This window comes from Paenibacillus sp. FW126-R14, from assembly GCF_058789495.1.
The window spans coordinates 62417-78329 of record NZ_JBYTBS010000033.1 but is presented as its reverse complement, the minus strand read 5'-3'; the positions used below and the strand labels follow the sequence as shown (position 1 = coordinate 78329).

Genomic DNA, 15913 nt, shown 5'->3' with positions numbered 1-15913 from the left:
CCTTTTACTCTTGAGCATCGGTCTATCGTTAGTACTATTTTCATTAAATAGAAAGCAGTAATCATTTTCCTAATAGTCAAGTGAATGTCATATAAAAGGAAATCAAATAAATGCGAAAATATAATAATATTTTGCAACAAGACACGAATGACTGTGGAGCAGCATGTCTGAAAACAATCTGTAAACAACATGGACTCAAATATCCAATTTCCAGAATCAGAGAAGTCGCGGGCACCGACAAGCAAGGAACAAGCGCTTTAGGTTTGGTTAAAGCAGCAGGACAACTAGGCTTTACTGCCAAGGGAGTTAAAGGCAATCAAGAAGCTTTCTTTGAACCGTTCCCTCTCCCTGCTATCGCTCATGTCATCATCGATCAATCCCTACTCCATTATGTGGTCATCCACCGTATAACCAAAAAAGAAATCATCATTGCCGATCCTGCGAAAGGCATTGTGAAATATACACCCGAAGAATTCTTCAAAATCTGGACGGGAGTTCTCATCCTGATGGTGCCTTCTCCGACCTTTGAAAAGGGAGATCATACGAAAGGGTTTTTTGTACGTTTTTTTGGACTTTTGCTCCCCCATAAGAGGCTGCTTGTTAGCATCTTTCTTGCCTCTCTTTTATACACAGTGTTAGGCATTCTTGGCGCATTTTACTTCCGTTTTTTGCTTGATGAAATTGTTCCTTACCATTTGCAAAAGACGCTCCATATTATCTCAATTGGCGTCATTTTACTGACAGTGTTTAAAGTTCTTCTTAATGCTTTTCGCAGTCATCTTCTTCTCTATTTAAGTCAGAAATTAGATGTTTCGCTCATACTGGGCTATTACCACCATGTGCTGCAATTGCCAATGAATTTTTTCGGAGCTAGAAAAACAGGGGAAGTCATCTCTCGGCTTCAGGATGCTTCAAAAGTTCGGGATATGATTTCGGGAGCGACGTTAACAATGATGATTGACACGATTATGGTCGTGGTTGGCGGCATTATTTTGTATTCGCAGAATGCTTTCCTATTTGGAATAACGGCAATTATGGTTCCGATTTATGCAGCAATCGTGTGGGCGTTCCATAAACCATTCGAGCGAATTAATCGGGATCAGATGGAGAAAAACGCTCAGCTTACTTCTTATATTGTCGAATCGATCAATGGTATTGAAACCGTAAAGGCTTATAATGCGGAAGTAAAAGCGGACTTTCAAACGGAGACCAAGTTTGTCGGGCTGCTCAGGACTATTTTCAAGCTTGGGCTCTCTCATAACATACAATCCTCGCTAAAAGGATTCGTTCAAGCAATCGGGGGCATTGTTATTTTGTGGATCGGCGCATATGAAGTCATGCAGGGAAATCTAACAATGGGACAACTTATCTCCTATAATGCCTTGCTCGCTTATTTTCTAGAACCTATCCAGAATCTCATTAATCTGCAGACTGCTATGCAAACAGCGGTTGTCGCGGCAGATAGATTGGGGGAAATTCTGGATCTTGCCCCCGAGAAATCGACAGACGAAGACAGAAAGATCCACCCAACGACACTTAAAGGCGAGATTACCATAAATAAAATGGATTTCCGTTACGGTACCAGACAACTGACGCTCAAGAATTTGAATCTGTCCATCGCCGCGGGTGAAAAAGTCGCCTTTGTTGGCGAGAGCGGTTCGGGCAAAACAACGTTGATCAAATTACTCATGAATTTCTATACCGCCGAAAAAGGAGAAATCCTGTTTAACGGCAACAATATCAAGGATATTCATGTAGGCGACCTACGGAACAAAATTGCCTATCTCCCGCAAGACAATTTCTTCTTCAGCGGGACCATTCGCGATAATCTTTGTCTGGGCATAGATGATCAAACCGAACTAGAGCATATCGTAGGGGCATGCAAAATAGCCAAAGCGCATGATTTCATCAACGAACTGCCGCTGCGTTACAACACAATGTTGGAAGAAAATGCATCTAATCTTTCAGGCGGGCAGAAGCAGCGCCTAGCCATCGCGAGAGCGATTCTGAAAAAACCCGATATTTTGATTATGGACGAAGCAACGAGTAATCTCGATTCTACGACCGAGAAAGCAATCTCTGACACGATTAATGATTTTGAGGGAATTACGACCATTATCATTGCTCACAGACTAAGCACCATCATGCGTTGCGATCGCATCTTTGTCATGGATAAAGGCGAGATCATCGAGACGGGTTCTCATCAGGAACTTATGCAGTGGCGAGGGAAGTATTACGAGCTTTGGAAAGATCAGTTGCCGGGCATTGCAATTGCCAATGAAACGGACAAATGGGTGGAAGCGCTATGAGTGTAATTCTTAGAAATATGGAAGACATGACAGACAGCCGCGAGCTATATGAAGCCAAGGCTCATCCTGCTATTTCAATGTTTTTGTACTTACTTGTTGCACTAATTGCAGTTGCTCTTATTTGGTCCTATTTTGGTGAGGTAGATATCGTTGTGAAAGGAAATGGCGTTGTAAGGCCCAATGAGAAGGCAAGCTCGATTAAAAGCAAGGTAAATGGAAAAATAAGCGAAGTGCATTATGCAGCTGGAGAAAAGATAAAAAAAGGGGATATCCTTCTTGTTATGGAAAGCAGCGATCTCGAAGTTCAAACAAGCTTTCTGCAAACGGATTACGACAAGACACAGAAGGAATTAGCAGGCTTGCTCCAATTCAAAGAAAGTATGCTACGGAGACGTGATCAGATCGGTGAGTATCAACAAATAGACTTGAGATCGGATCAAGTTTCCTTGCAGAATCTGATACTTGAGGTGAACAGGAACAGAAACAATTATGTGCAGTTGGAACAATCGCTTGCAGATTTGACGCTTCTTGAGGAATCCGTAGGATTGGCGCGGAACTTGTTCCAGGGAAGCGGGTCCGAGTACGAAAATAAATACACGGACTATACCCTTAAGAAGAAGAAGCTGGAAAATACAGTCAGGCAGCAGGAAAATACATACACGATGGTTACAAAAACAGCGGTTACGGAGGATGTTAAAGCGGCCCAAAAACAGTTGGATGATGCCAAGCTGGACTTGGATAACTTCACAAACGGATTTCAATTAAATTTACGTTCTTCTATTGAGGAGACGAAGCGAAAGCTTGAGACGAATAAGCTGGATTCTGACAAAAATTATGTAGAGTTGAACAATTTGATTCAAAGCGATCAAGATAAAATTAAAAAACTGAATGAGCAGCTTTCTGTATCCAAATTGAATATAGATGATCGTGTCATAAAGGCTCCATCGGATGGAATTATCAATGTTTTGATTGATTTAAAAGAGGGTGAACTGCTTGCGGCAGGAACAGAGTTTGTTACAATTGTTCCGGAAAATAATACCGAATACGTTGTACAGGTGGCATTATCCAATAAAGATATTGCGAAAATTAAGCCTGGAGATTCTATCAAGTATCACTTTCTAGCGCTTCCATACAAGGAATACGGCGAATTAGTCGGAACGATTCGATCTATTGGAGCGGATGCTATCGTCAATGCGGAGAACGGAGGAAGTTTCTATTCCATAGAGGCGGCTATTACAAATAAGCCATTGTTTAACAGCAAAGGTGAAGCCGCCAGCATTAAACCGGGGATGATTGCTGAAGCGAATGTCGTTACAAGCAGCAAAAAAATTCTATACTATTTGCTAGAAAAAATAGATCTAAAAGAATAAAGGATGTGAATTGTGTGTTATTTAGGGTGTGGCAAAAGCGGTGTCTGATGGCGCTGCTTCTTTTTTTATTGGTGATAGCTGCAGGAAAGGGCAATACCGGATCAAAAGTGTTTGCTGAGGAGGGAAAGGGGACAACTGCCTTTGGTACTATTTACTTAGATCAAGTAAGCTTTATAGGAGCGTCGGATGTCTACATTTTCCCTTCCAGTACGGCAAATGCCAGTGTCAGCTTTACTTTGACGGTCCATAACGGAGGGTCTCATGAGATCGATTTTAACGAATATTGGGTGCGTTTGTTAACGGACGCAGGCTCCTCCTATATGGTTCAAATGCTTCCTCAGGACAAGAATAATACCCGGATAGGAGCAGGGACGAATCGGACTTTTACTTTTTATAGCCAGGTTAGTAGCACGTTAAAAGCGAACGATCTCATTATCCGCGTGTTTAAATGGGATTTTACTCAGGAGAACTACGAATGTGTTCTTGGGGATATACACGCAGCAGATTCCAACTATTCGGCAGCAGCGCCTTACGGAGATAAGAAGTTGTTTCAAATTTCAGGCGTCGCAGCCGAGGCATCGGTAAGTAGAGTTCTTTTAAATAACAATGACAAGAATATGCTTGTAACGGTTTATATAAAATTGCTTAATAAAGGAAGTATTTCTTTTGATATTCCGAGTTTACGATATTATGTACGCACTGCTGAGGGGCCTTTATACCCTGCAGAGCTGGGTAAATCAGGAAAAAAAGCGCCGATCCAACCTGGTGAATCCAAGGAAATACAATTAACCGCAACAATTCCTGCGGAGTACAATATAAATACGGGAGGGGAATTGTTTTTTGCGCAATATATTCCAGTGAAAGGTCAAGAAGTATCGGAGGCCTTTATCGTTCCTATCTCGGCTTTTGGGCTAGTAGCAAAGACAACGGGGGCTGCCACGGCACATAGTTCTGTGGATTTTTCAACACGTGACGGTATTTATACTGCAGATATGCATACGATTCAAAGGCTTCCGTGGGAGGATAAGGATTTAATATCGTGGGACTTGTCCATTCGTAATAATGGATCAAGGTCGTTACCCATTCCTAAACTGACCGGTTATTTCATGCTTGACGATAAAGTGAAGATTGAAGCGGTCATTGTTCAAAGTGACGATTTAACGAGTGTTGCAGGAAACTCGGGCATTCATTTTCAAGCAATAGGTAAAGTAGCTTACCAATCGTCCATAACGAAAATGACATTTGTATTGCAAGAGCAGGATGAGGACAAATCGATGAATGACTTGGCTGAGTTTACTCGTGAAGCGGCCTTTTCTGGTATTTCGAATTTTGCAAAACAGTATGTTCTGAGCGTAGATCAGATAGGGCGACGTGCTAAGTATTCTGTTAAAGATGTGAGCACGTATACGAGTGAAACATCGGACTTGTTTATCTCCAATATAGAAATGGAGAATAAGGAAGAGAGATATGTAAATGTCCCCAATCTAACAGCGTTTTTGAGGGATTCAAGCGGCACCTTATTTTCGACAAGTCTATCGGCACCATCTAAAAGGATCATACCTGGAGGTAAAGCATTATTATCCGTTGAAGCGATAGTCCCGAAAGGTATGAGCAAAACAGGACTGCAATTGCTAATCGGACAATCGGTAAAGGGTGACAAAGTAGCTTCTATCGGCCAACAGGCTGATGCGTTTTATGATGTTGTTGCATTAGAGGTGCCTCAGACTGAGAAGGAAGCGCAGCATACTTTAAAGAAAATTGATCTATTCCCTTACCAGTTAAGCCTGTCTGCGTTCACTACACGTGCAAATTTGTTGACAGGGGATCTCAGCGTCAGCTTTCATACAGAGTTAAGTAAAGATGCATTCATTGAAGCGAGCACAAAAGGCCATTCTCTATATGTTGAGATCAAAGATGAAAAAACAGACGTTAGTTTCTCCGAACACATCGGTTTGGAAGATATGGATTCAACAACAGCCCTGGATTCAAACAATTTGATAAGATTGGGAAATGGGAAATATACCATGCAGACACGCGATGAAGAATTCATAACGCATATTAGCTTCTCAGGTAAGTATCAGTTGAATATTTATGATGACTATAGGGGGCACAGAAGATTGATAACAAGTAAACCGGTTAGTTGGTTTGCTTCATTAGACTAGAATAAAAAGGAGCGAATTGTTTGTAATCAAAAAGGTGAACATTTCCGAATCTTCATGTACAATAAGATGAACACGCAGTGGGACTCTCACTGCAACATGAACCGGAAATGGAGGGAGCACATGAAGAAAGAGGATCTCATGACGCCGGCAGAGCTGAATGCGCTGCTAGCCGAGATTGGCGAGGAAGCACCGCAGTTAGACGAGGATGAGCCGATAGGGGCACAGCATCTGATATCTCTGCAAAAAGCCGTCATATTCCTCTCCCGGCAGGTGACGGAGCTTCAATCGCAGCTTCATGAGCATGTTGAACTCCATAACAAACAGCAGGAGCAGCTGCTCCGGCAAATGAATCATCAGATGGAACATAAGCTCTACGAGCAGATCATCAATCGGATGGTGGGAAAGCAGAACCCTTCGGGGGAAGAAGAACGGATCGAGCAGCAGGGCACTATCGGAGCGCCATCGACAGCAGTGACACTGCACTCGGAAGAACAATCACTCCCGGAGGATCAGCCCACGTATTCCCGGGTGAACAGTTACCGAAAAATCCGCAAAAGAAAAAAAGGCTTCATCGAGAGGCTTTTCGATTAGTCACAGTCGGTTGGCGAGCCTTGAAATAGCGGGACTTCGGTCCACAGCCATATGATTTTTACAGAAAAAAGAATTAATACTTTGTTAATAGTCCGTTCAGAAGGGCTCAATATGGTTATGTTATTATAAAAGCAAGGCGGCGCCTCATTATCGAGTCCTGCTGCCAGTATTACCGGGTCTCCCTAAAGTCCATGCAGAGAAATCACGAACAGCAAAGTGCTTATGCCTGCATCCCTCCGCCAAAAAGTAAAAACAGCGGCACAAGAATAGCTTGTATCGCTGCTTTGTATTGCCCTTTACTTACAGCATCCCTTCCTCGTGGGCTTTCTTGGACGCTTGAACACGATCCCGGACGTCCATTTTGGAGTAAATGCTGGAAATGTAATTTTTCACAGTACCTTCGGACAGGAACAGTTTTTCAGCGATTTCCCTGTTGTTCAATCCGTCGGCGATGCAGTGCAGCACCTGCACTTCGCGCTCGCTCAGCCCGTAAGCGTCGGTGCGGGCAGGCTCCTCGCCAGCCGGCTTTGACGCATCGGAGTCGTAAGCGGCAGGCTCGGCAGCGCCCTTGGCTTGCTGGACGAGCATTCGCGCGATGTCCTGCGGGATGAGGGTGCCGCCTTGGTGTACCCATTTGATGCCGGCGGCCAAATCCTTCGGATGAATGGCCTTGAGCAAATAGCCCTCGGCCCCGGTCCCTAAGGCATCAACGACATAAGTGATTTCCTGGAAGGTGGTCAGGATGATGACGCGCGTTTGCGGCCATGCCGCTTTGATTTTGCGCGTCGCTTCGACTCCGTCCATGACGGGCATGTGAATGTCCATCAGGACGACATCAGGACGATGTTCTTCGCACTGCTCAATCGCGAAGAGGCCGTTCTCGGCCAGTCCGACGACTTCAATGTCAGGGTCCATGCCCAGGACAATATGGAGGCTTTCTCTTATCAAATCCTGATCATCGACCAGGAGCAGTTTCAGCGGAGTGGGGTTCATGCGGGATTCCTCCTAATCGTTGCTTGCTAAAGTGATGTTACGATATTGTCATTGTACCACCCGCGGCTTACTGCGCGAAAGGCAGCTTTAGAGCGCCGGCAGGTGCCTAGCGGGAATGAAGCACTCTACGACGGTCCCTTGACCGGCGGCCGAGCTTACCTGCAAGGTGCCTTGCAGGGCAAAGATCCGCTCCTGCATCGCATTAATGCCGAAGCCGACCTTGAGCTGTTCGGTCCCGACGCCATCATCCTCGATGCGGATGCTTACCCCGTCAGCACCGTAATTTAGCGTGATATCGACGGAGGCGGCCCGGCCATGCCGCTTGGCATTCGTCAGCGATTCCTGCAGGCAGCGAATGAGGGAGAGCTTGGTTTGCTTTGGAATGTCAAATTCTTCCCCCACGGTCGTGAACCGAATTTGGGTACCGGTGTGCAGGGCGAATTCGTTAGCAAGCCTCGTTAATTGTTGCGAGAGCAGCATATCGCCTTCTTTGGGCACCATTTGATGAATGCTGCGCCGAACTTCTTCGAGTCCGTTCCGGGTGACTCCCCGCAGGACGTCCAGCTTTTCTTTGGCTTTGTCAGGTGCGGATTCAATCAGATAAGAAACGGCATCCATGCCCATGATGACGGAAGTGAACGTATGTCCCACGGTATCGTGCAGCTCGCGTGCCATCCGATTGCGTTCTTCCAGCAGCGTCAGCTGTTCGATTTGGTTGGCGTACTGTTCCAACGCGTTATTTTGCTCATGGATTAAATGGTATTGACGTTGATTCTCCGCCAGCAGCTTCTCCGTCTTCTCATTGGAAGTGACAACCCGCTGCAAGCTTAGGCCGATGGCGAAGAACAATATGCCATTAAGGATAATGCTAAACAGCTCGCCAACGCCCATATCCCAGTGAAGGGTTAAGAAATAGGCGACAGGCATCGCAACCAACGAGAGGGGAACGGCCCACCAAGCATTTTTTCGATCGGTGAGGAATCCAATGACCATTAATGGGCAATTAATAGTAAGGTAAGCATCCTCTTGCATCCAGGATAGATAGATTTGTAGGGGAATGCCCGCGAGCAGAACGGAAATCGGATAGCAGGTCGTATTGATATAGTTAGGTCTCCAGAATAAGAATGGAACACCATAGGAAAGCAGCAGGGCTAATATCGTTAAAAGGATGTTGCCATGCTCTTTTTCATTCATATGGAGCAGCGCGTAGAGCAGGCCAAGCAGTACAGAGCCGGTCAAAACGATAAATAAGGACCACTCCACGCCATGCCACGGTCTTCTTTGAATCATAGGCGGACTCCTTAGACAGATTCGTATGAGAACATTGTACAAAAGATTTGGCAAAAACTATAGTGAGCGCAGTCATATTGTCAGAGGGCCGGGATATGACTGTTATGACTGACGAAGAGGAGTGAGAGAATGGCAGCAGCGAAAGAACAATTGCCCATTGTTCAAATTGAGAAAATTACGAAACGAATCGGCACGAAAACGATTATTGATCAGTTATCCTTCGATGTCCCGCGAGGAGAAGTTTTTGGTTTTCTGGGACCGAACGGGGCAGGCAAAACAACAACAATTCGCATGATGGTCGGACTCATGTCCATTACGGAAGGGGATATCCGGATCGGCGGGTACTCGATTCGGACCCATTTTGAGCAGGCGATTCGTCATGTCGGGGCCATTGTCGAGAACCCGGAAATGTACAAATTTCTGAGCGGGTACCACAATTTGGTGCATTACGCCAGGATGTTTCCGGGAATAGGAAAGGACCGCATCGATGAGGTCATTGCGCTTGTAGGCATGGAAAACCGCATTCACGACAAGGTGAAAACGTACTCGTTGGGCATGCGGCAACGGCTCGGAATTGCCCAAGCTTTGCTGCATAAGCCGGATGTGCTCATTCTCGATGAGCCTACGAACGGCTTGGATCCAGCCGGCATTCGCGAGCTGCGCGATCATCTGCGCAAGCTGACGCGCGAAGATGGCATCTCGGTCATCGTCTCCAGCCATTTGCTTTCAGAAATGGAGCTCATGTGCGACCGGGTCGCTATTATTCAGAATGGCAAACTGGTAGACGTCAGACTGATCAAAGAGTATGCCGGAGCAGACGGCAAGCTCCATACTGCTTTTGAAGTGGGATCGCTGGATCAAGCATTGGCTTTGGCGGCGGCTCATTCCATTAATGCCGAAGTCGTGAATCAGGAACTCGTCCTGGAGCTGGACAGGGAAGAAACCGCCTTATGGAACAAAAGGTTCGTAGAGGCGGGGATAGCGGTTTACGGGATTCGGGCGGCCACGAAGTCGCTGGAGGATCAATTCTTAGAGATGACGGGAAGTGACCCGATTGCTTAATTTAATCCAAAATGAACAGATGAAAATTTATCGCAGGCTGCGGACGTGGATCTTGGCTCTGCTGTTGATCATTATTGTTGTCCAGGCTGCGCTGGTTTCGCATCCGGGGACCGGTGACAACAATAGCTGGAAGGTTCAGGCTGCCGATACGATCGAGCATAACAAGAAAGAGTTGGAAAATCCTGAACTGCCGGATAAATATAAACAGCAGCTGAAGGAAAAGATGGTTATTCAGCAGTATATGCTGGACCATAATTACCCGCCTGCCGAGAATACCCTCTGGGGCGGAGCACTGCGGGCATCCGGCTTAATTATGGTAGTGACCCTCTTTACCGTCATCATTGCCGGTGATATGGTGGCCGGGGAGTTCACATGGGGGACGATTAAGCTGCTGCTGATTCGCCCTGCCAGCCGGGCTAAAATTCTTTTATCCAAATATGTCACAACGCTCCTGTTTGCGGCGACCTTGTTAATCGTGATGTTTATCACGTCGATTATTGTGAATGGGTTCCTGTATGGCTTTCAAAACATCAATCTGCCGCACCTGACCGCGGATGCGGCAGGGCAAGTGCATGAAGGGAGCATGCTGGTCTATACGTTTGCAACATACGGACTGAAGCTGATCGAGCTGGTCATGATTGTGACGCTCGCCTTTATGATTTCGACGGTATTCCGCAGTTCCTCCTTGGCTATCGGCTTCAGCATCTTCATTATGTTTGCGGGGCAGATCATCACCATGCTGCTTTTGAGATACAGCTGGGGCAAGTATTTCTTGTTCGCCAATACGGATCTCACGCCCTACTTGGAAGGGCAGCCGGTTGCAGAAGGAATGACCCTTGGCTTCTCGATTACTGTGCTCGTCATCTACTTCCTGCTGTTTAATCTCCTTTCCTGGGTAATATTCCGCAGACGCGACGTAGCAGCATAGGCTCCGAATACACAAAAGACGATTCTTAAGGTTAGTTGCTCCTTTGGAATCGTCTTTTGTGCGTCTGCCAGTACTTACTTCGTAATATAGGACTGAATGGTAGCGGGAACTTCCTGCAAAGACCCCAGTTGATAGAATGCACCTTGAGGCGCAATATCGATTGTTCCTGTATTGTACGCCCAGTCCTGCTCGACTGGAATGTGAATAGAGTGGATGCCCGCATGAAGAGCAGGCAGCACATCCGTTTTGACCGAATTGCCGATCATCCAAGTATGTTTGCGATCAAAGCCTTGCTCATGCATAATCGTTTCCATGAATTCCCTGGTTTTATGCACCGTTACAAAGATTCGGTCATGAAAATAGGTGTCCAGGCTCAAATCCTTCACCTTTTTCATCTGAATCGAAGCATCGCCGCCCGTGTAAAGAAAGAGCCGGTGCCCGGCTTGCTGAAGCTGATCCAGCGTTTCGTTCATTAGCGGATAAGGCTCGACGGTGTACTCGTACACCGTGTGGCCTAATTGCATCAGCCACGATTCTTCTTTGGCGCTCATTTTCCGGTTGAAATGCCCGCTGAACCATTGATACGTTTCAACGAACGACTTCGGAAAACGGTCCGGCATAAAGCCGTGAATATGAATGCCGGCGAGGTCGATTTGGAGCTGCTTTTGTTTAATATCCTGCGCGTTAAGCCCATGTCCGGCAAACCAGGTGAGCATGAGATCGACGAACTGGTCAATGACAACGTCAAAATATTTGTTGCAATGCACTAATGTATCATCTAGATCAAATAGGATGGATTGTTCTTTCATAGGCCATGTCTCCTGCGTCAGTTAGAAATGAAATGAATTGAATTTCCAACTATTATACCATGCTCCTACCGCATCTCCTAGGGCAGTCTTCATAATGCCAATCATTACATCGCAATGGTATTCCCTTTATATGGAGTGCTTGCCGCGGGTACAGGCTGATTGCCGCTGTCCAAATCGCCTTTTGGCTGAGGTGCTGCAGGAACGGAAGCTGTCTCCATCTTGCTGTTCCCTTGGAAGAGCCCGCCTTCTTCGATGATAAAGGAAGCTGCGCTAATATTGCCCTGCAGCGAGCCTGTTGACGTAATGGTCAGCTTGCCCTTCGTGGTGATGTTGCCATGGACATTGCCTGCAAGAATGACATCTCTGGCGGAAATGTTGGATCTCACCACGCCGCGCTCCCCGATAATGACGTCCCCGGCGCACTCGATGTCCCCTGTGATGCCCCCTTCAATGCGAATGCTGGCTTCAGATTTGATGCGGCCTTCAAAGGTGGTCCCTTCTCCGATCAACGTATCTGTCGTATTCGGATTCATGAGGCTCTTCTTAGATTTAAACATGGTGTCTAATCTTCCTTTCGATTCGCTTTGAGGTAAGGTTTAGGATCAATGCTTTCTCCGTTTTTAAGCACTTCATAATGAAGATGGGGGCCGGTGCTGCGCCCTGTGGAGCCGACCAGCCCTATCGTACTGCCTTTGACTACGTTGTCTCCATTATTGACGAGAATTTTATTTAAATGCATATACCAAGTGCGCAGGCCCTTGGAATGCTCGATGACAATGTTATTGCCGTGGTAGATATCTTTCCCGGTACTGACGACCTTTCCGTCAGCGGTAGCGTAGACGGCATCATTTTCTTTGGCTCCGAAATCAATGCCGGAGTGAAAGCTCGGGCGTTTTGTAAAGGGATCGGTCCGGTAACCGAACGTCGAGGTGACGACCTTGGTGTTCGTCGGAAACAGCGTTGGCGTGATCGCGAGCAGATGCTGTTTATCGGCCACTTTTTGCTTCGTTTCGATTAAGCTGGTTTGCAGCTCTTTCACTTCGCTGTTAAGCGCCGTAAAAGAGGCTAAAGTCTGCTCGCCAAGCTTCATAATAGCTTCCTGAGACGCTGGATTAGGACTTCCGCCGATTCCGCTAACGGCAGCGGGGGACGACGGTTCCTCAGCCGCTTGCGTATCGCCCGAAGCAATGGCCACCGCTTTGCCCGCCAAGTTCGTATCGATTCCGGCAATGGATTTGAGATCATTTTCAAGTTTTTTCATTTCTTCTACTTGCGATTTCATCTGCTCAGCTTGCTGGGATAACTGTATCACTTCATTTTGCAGCTGTTCGATAGTCTTGTCTTTGGAGGTTAAGGTAGCATTCCATTGCTGGTTCGCCCCGCTTAGTTTAGCCTGCAGCGCAGTGGCTTTCTTCGAAGTGTGCGCTTGCAACGCATAGGTAATAAGTGTAATAAGGAGCAGCAAAGCGAAGCATGCTGCCGCAATGTAAGCGAATAAATGGGGTACTCGAAATCTGACGACCGATTGATTGGCATCGGGGATGATGACCAGCGTCAGTTTTTTTGGCTTCCATTTGAGCTTCATAAAGGCTAATTTGTCTCCTTGTCGTAGTTGAATTTGGTAATGTTTGCCTACCAACATCATTCGTCATTATCCGATAAAAACCTTCCTAATACCTACGGGTCCTAGTTAAAATGAGTCTAAAGTAGGAAGGAATAGCGTCGAATATAATCGAATCTTCTTAACAATTACAGGAAAGACAGCAGATTTGGAGTGGAGGCAATCATGATTAAGCTTGCAGGTATTGATATTGGTAACGACAGCATTAAGCTGGTTCTGGACGGTTCCAGGGAACCGTTAGTCATCCCGAATATTATCGCGCCTGGTTATGAACGGCATATGTTGCAGGAAGAGGATTCCCCATGGAAAGCGCTCGATGTCATGATTTACAGTCCCTCTCTTTCGCAAAGAAATCAGCGTTATTTTGTCGGGCAGCTCGCGTTGGAGCACGAAGATAACCTGGAGCTTGAAGATACCGATAATAAAGCGGTTTCGGACCAATCCCTGATCGTGGCGCTAACTGCGCTGGCCTATCAAGGCCTTACGAATCAAGCTTTTAACACCGGATATGGCAGTGCGGACGAAGTCGAGTATACGCTGGGTACGGGTCTGCCCGTCCGCGCATTCGCGAAATACAGTCAACAATTCGAACAAAGACTGCTTGGCGAGCATGAAGTGACGTTTCTCTCCACACCGCAATTACATAACCGCAAAATTAAAGTATCCATCCGCAAGGTAGCGGTTTCCATTGAAGGCGCCGCAGCTATTTTCCATTTGGCTACGCATGACAGTCTGCAAGTGAAGGACGAAGAAATTTACAACGGCGTTATCGGCGTTTGCGAAATTGGCGCTCTGACCACCGATTTTCCTGTCATCAAACGCATGGCGATTGATAACCATTTCAGCCATGGCGAGCAAATTGGCATCGCGACGTATCTGGACGCTATCATTCGCGATGTCGAAGATGCTTACGGTTATGTGTTTCCAAGCCGGGCAAAGCTCGTGCAGCGCATCAAGAACCGAAATTTCACGATCCAACTGCTAGGCGAAGGGCAAGTGGACATTCGGCCGATCGTGGATCAGCATTTCCGGCGCGCTGCGTTGCGAATGATCGAAATGATCAAGAAACGCTGGCGCAAATATCCGGACATTCAGTGCTTCTATGTCATCGGAGGAGGCGCTTCAGCCTTAAGACCCTACATTCAGGAGGCGGCAGGTTCACTCAAATTGCGTTTCGCGAATGAAAGCGAATTTCTGAATATGTACGGCTACCTGAAAGTGGCCAAAAGCCGGTTACCGCAAACAGCTTCTGTCTAATCAACGTGCAAGCACCTGTTCATCAGGTGCTTTTTTTGAGTAGATAAAAAAAGTATAAGTTTTATACTTTTGCTTCGCATCTACCTTGACAAACGCGCTCGTCCTGAAAGGACGACGAAGTCGTTTATCCTTGTGCGCCCTGTTATTTGCTGGCTTCCGCTTGCTTCAGTTGGCTCACCTCCATATAGGTGGTCAAAGCGCTCAGCAGCAGGCAGGCGGAGAACAGGAATGCGCAGACGCTGCCGACTTTGGCTTGGTGCTTACTGAACAGAAGTCCGATGAACAAGCAAAGGGCTGCTAAAGAAATGAGCACATTTCCGCCCCACAGCCATTGCTTGTACGAGAAACGCTCACTCAGGCGGCCGATCTTCTGCGACGGATTCACGGAGGGAGGCTGTCCGCCGGAAGCGAGATTGCTCGTTGACGGATGTTTCTTCTTTTGCCGCATAGCGGCCACGGTGAGAATGACCATGATGAGCGGTTGATAGGCAAGGACAATGACAGGCGTGCTGAAGTTAGAGAACGTTAGCAGCTCGGTTGTACTTTTGAAAGACATATGCGTCGTGATCATGATGAACAGTGCAACGGGCTTGTTGATTGTCGGATAGTTGCGCTTATTCAGAATAGAAGAAATACCGAGAAGAAGCGCCATATAGATCGCGATGACCTTACAGGCAATGGTCGGAAACCAGATCATCAGAATGATGAGATCCACGCGATCGAGAAAGTCGGTGATATGAATCGTTTGGACCAAGTTGTAGAGGGGGTATAGGAAATTCCCCGGCATCTTGGGTCCGAGAACGGTCAGGATCAAGAAGACCGACAAGGTGAGCAGAAAAATGCCAAGCAGTGATCCGTGACGGATGGAAGAACGGACTTGGTCGGCGTTAGACATCATATGAAGAAAGGCGCCGAGAATGAAGATGTCTCCGGCGTTGCCGATCGTAAGCAGGGAACTGGCGGCAACATGCGGCATCGGCATAGTCATCGCAGGCGTAACAAGTTGTATATGAACCTCGTTCGTCAGCAGGAGCGGCATCATCAGTACGGTTATGACAAAGAGCGGGTAGAATAAATCATTGACCCGGGCGATGACTTCCACACTGCTTTTACCAAAATATATGAGCAGAAGGCAGGGCAGTAAAATGAGTATTTCAAGCGGCGTATTATGGAGCAGCAGCGTCGTACTGAACCTTGCAACGGACGAAGTGTCCCGCATGACGATTTGCCAGAAGTGAAACAGCATGATCAGATTGACGATCGTCCCGCAGATGCGGCCCAACACCTCTATGGAAATTTCGAAAATATTTTTTTGAGGATAAACTCTTGTAATGTAACCGAAAAAGCTCGCGACTGCAAAAACATAGAAGGCAGATGGCAAGTAACTATACCAGGCATCCATCTGGGAGATGCGGATCATGACATTTTGTAAACTAAGAATCCCTCCGCTTGTGATGACGGAGGAAGCTAACCAGGAGAGCTGCCGCTGATTGATCACTTGTTTGTTATCTATGGTGATTA

Annotated in this window: 13 protein-coding genes; 7 read left to right on the top strand and 6 right to left on the bottom strand. The window is 46.8% G+C overall.

Annotated features, from left to right (window positions below; translation table 11 throughout):
• Nucleotides 1–110: 110 nt before the first annotated feature.
• From AC3WRW_RS20190 to AC3WRW_RS20175, 4 genes are all read left to right on the top strand, one after another.
• The gene (locus tag AC3WRW_RS20190; protein WP_492548095.1) at nucleotides 111–2309 is read left to right on the top strand and encodes a peptidase domain-containing ABC transporter; all 2199 of its coding nucleotides are present in this window, start codon (nucleotides 111–113) and stop codon (nucleotides 2307–2309) included.
• Nucleotides 2306–3679: a beta-barrel domain-containing protein gene (locus AC3WRW_RS20185; RefSeq protein WP_492548094.1), complete on the top strand. Its 1374-nt coding sequence runs from the start codon at nucleotides 2306–2308 to the stop codon at nucleotides 3677–3679. Before AC3WRW_RS20190 ends, AC3WRW_RS20185 begins: the two co-directional genes overlap by 4 nt.
• Nucleotides 3680–3693: 14 nt before the next feature.
• Complete coding sequence (locus AC3WRW_RS20180) at nucleotides 3694–5841, top strand: hypothetical protein (RefSeq protein WP_492548093.1); 2148 nt, start codon at nucleotides 3694–3696, stop codon at nucleotides 5839–5841.
• A 120-nt stretch (nucleotides 5842–5961) separates the two neighbouring features.
• Nucleotides 5962–6432: a hypothetical protein gene (locus AC3WRW_RS20175; RefSeq protein WP_492548092.1), complete on the top strand. Its 471-nt coding sequence runs from the start codon at nucleotides 5962–5964 to the stop codon at nucleotides 6430–6432.
• Between the two features lie 300 nt (nucleotides 6433–6732).
• Here AC3WRW_RS20175 and AC3WRW_RS20170 read toward each other — a convergent pair whose 3' ends face one another.
• Complete coding sequence (locus tag AC3WRW_RS20170) at nucleotides 6733–7425, bottom strand: response regulator (protein WP_492548091.1); 693 nt, start codon at nucleotides 7423–7425, stop codon at nucleotides 6733–6735.
• 87 nt (nucleotides 7426–7512) lie between these two features.
• Nucleotides 7513–8715: a sensor histidine kinase gene (locus tag AC3WRW_RS20165; protein WP_492548090.1), complete on the bottom strand. Its 1203-nt coding sequence runs from the start codon at nucleotides 8713–8715 to the stop codon at nucleotides 7513–7515.
• Between the two features lie 129 nt (nucleotides 8716–8844).
• On the opposite strand from AC3WRW_RS20165, the gene AC3WRW_RS20160 reads away from it, so the two are divergent.
• Entirely contained in the window at nucleotides 8845–9777 is a 933-nt protein-coding gene (locus AC3WRW_RS20160; RefSeq protein ID WP_492548089.1) for an ABC transporter ATP-binding protein, read from the top strand.
• 19 nt (nucleotides 9778–9796) lie between these two features.
• Nucleotides 9797–10705 (top strand): ABC transporter permease, encoded by a 909-nt coding sequence (locus AC3WRW_RS20155; RefSeq protein ID WP_492548088.1) that lies wholly within the window; start codon nucleotides 9797–9799, stop codon nucleotides 10703–10705.
• A 74-nt stretch (nucleotides 10706–10779) separates the two neighbouring features.
• Here AC3WRW_RS20155 and AC3WRW_RS20150 read toward each other — a convergent pair whose 3' ends face one another.
• The 3 genes from AC3WRW_RS20150 to AC3WRW_RS20140 form a co-directional block, all read right to left on the bottom strand.
• Nucleotides 10780–11514 (bottom strand): HAD family hydrolase, encoded by a 735-nt coding sequence (locus tag AC3WRW_RS20150; RefSeq protein ID WP_492548087.1) that lies wholly within the window; start codon nucleotides 11512–11514, stop codon nucleotides 10780–10782.
• Between the two features lie 104 nt (nucleotides 11515–11618).
• A complete protein-coding gene (locus AC3WRW_RS20145; RefSeq protein WP_492548086.1) occupies nucleotides 11619–12071 on the bottom strand; it encodes a bactofilin family protein in 453 nt (150 codons plus the stop codon).
• Between the two features lie 5 nt (nucleotides 12072–12076).
• Entirely contained in the window at nucleotides 12077–13099 is a 1023-nt protein-coding gene (locus AC3WRW_RS20140) for a M23 family metallopeptidase (RefSeq protein ID WP_492548085.1), read from the bottom strand.
• Nucleotides 13100–13300: 201 nt separating this feature from the next.
• On the opposite strand from AC3WRW_RS20140, the gene AC3WRW_RS20135 reads away from it, so the two are divergent.
• Nucleotides 13301–14392 (top strand): ParM/StbA family protein, encoded by a 1092-nt coding sequence (locus tag AC3WRW_RS20135; RefSeq protein ID WP_492548084.1) that lies wholly within the window; start codon nucleotides 13301–13303, stop codon nucleotides 14390–14392.
• Between the two features lie 142 nt (nucleotides 14393–14534).
• On the opposite strand, the gene AC3WRW_RS20130 is transcribed toward AC3WRW_RS20135, so the two are convergent.
• Nucleotides 14535–15890, bottom strand: a complete 1356-nt coding sequence (locus AC3WRW_RS20130) for a GerAB/ArcD/ProY family transporter (protein ID WP_492548083.1) — start codon at nucleotides 15888–15890, stop codon at nucleotides 14535–14537.
• Nucleotides 15891–15913: the final 23 nt, after the last annotated feature.

Coding starts and splice junctions, on each gene's coding strand:
- AC3WRW_RS20190 (WP_492548095.1), top strand. CDS start 111: ATGCGAAAATATAATAATATTTTGCAACAAGACACGAATGACTGTGGA.
- AC3WRW_RS20185 (WP_492548094.1), top strand. CDS start 2,306: ATGAGTGTAATTCTTAGAAATATGGAAGACATGACAGACAGCCGCGAG.
- AC3WRW_RS20175 (WP_492548092.1), top strand. CDS start 5,962: ATGAAGAAAGAGGATCTCATGACGCCGGCAGAGCTGAATGCGCTGCTA.
- AC3WRW_RS20170 (WP_492548091.1), bottom strand. CDS start 7,425: ATGAACCCCACTCCGCTGAAACTGCTCCTGGTCGATGATCAGGATTTG.
- AC3WRW_RS20165 (WP_492548090.1), bottom strand. CDS start 8,715: ATGATTCAAAGAAGACCGTGGCATGGCGTGGAGTGGTCCTTATTTATC.
- AC3WRW_RS20160 (WP_492548089.1), top strand. CDS start 8,845: ATGGCAGCAGCGAAAGAACAATTGCCCATTGTTCAAATTGAGAAAATT.
- AC3WRW_RS20155 (WP_492548088.1), top strand. CDS start 9,797: ATGAAAATTTATCGCAGGCTGCGGACGTGGATCTTGGCTCTGCTGTTG.
- AC3WRW_RS20150 (WP_492548087.1), bottom strand. CDS start 11,514: ATGAAAGAACAATCCATCCTATTTGATCTAGATGATACATTAGTGCAT.
- AC3WRW_RS20145 (WP_492548086.1), bottom strand. CDS start 12,071: ATGTTTAAATCTAAGAAGAGCCTCATGAATCCGAATACGACAGATACG.
- AC3WRW_RS20140 (WP_492548085.1), bottom strand. CDS start 13,099: ATGAAGCTCAAATGGAAGCCAAAAAAACTGACGCTGGTCATCATCCCC.
- AC3WRW_RS20135 (WP_492548084.1), top strand. CDS start 13,301: ATGATTAAGCTTGCAGGTATTGATATTGGTAACGACAGCATTAAGCTG.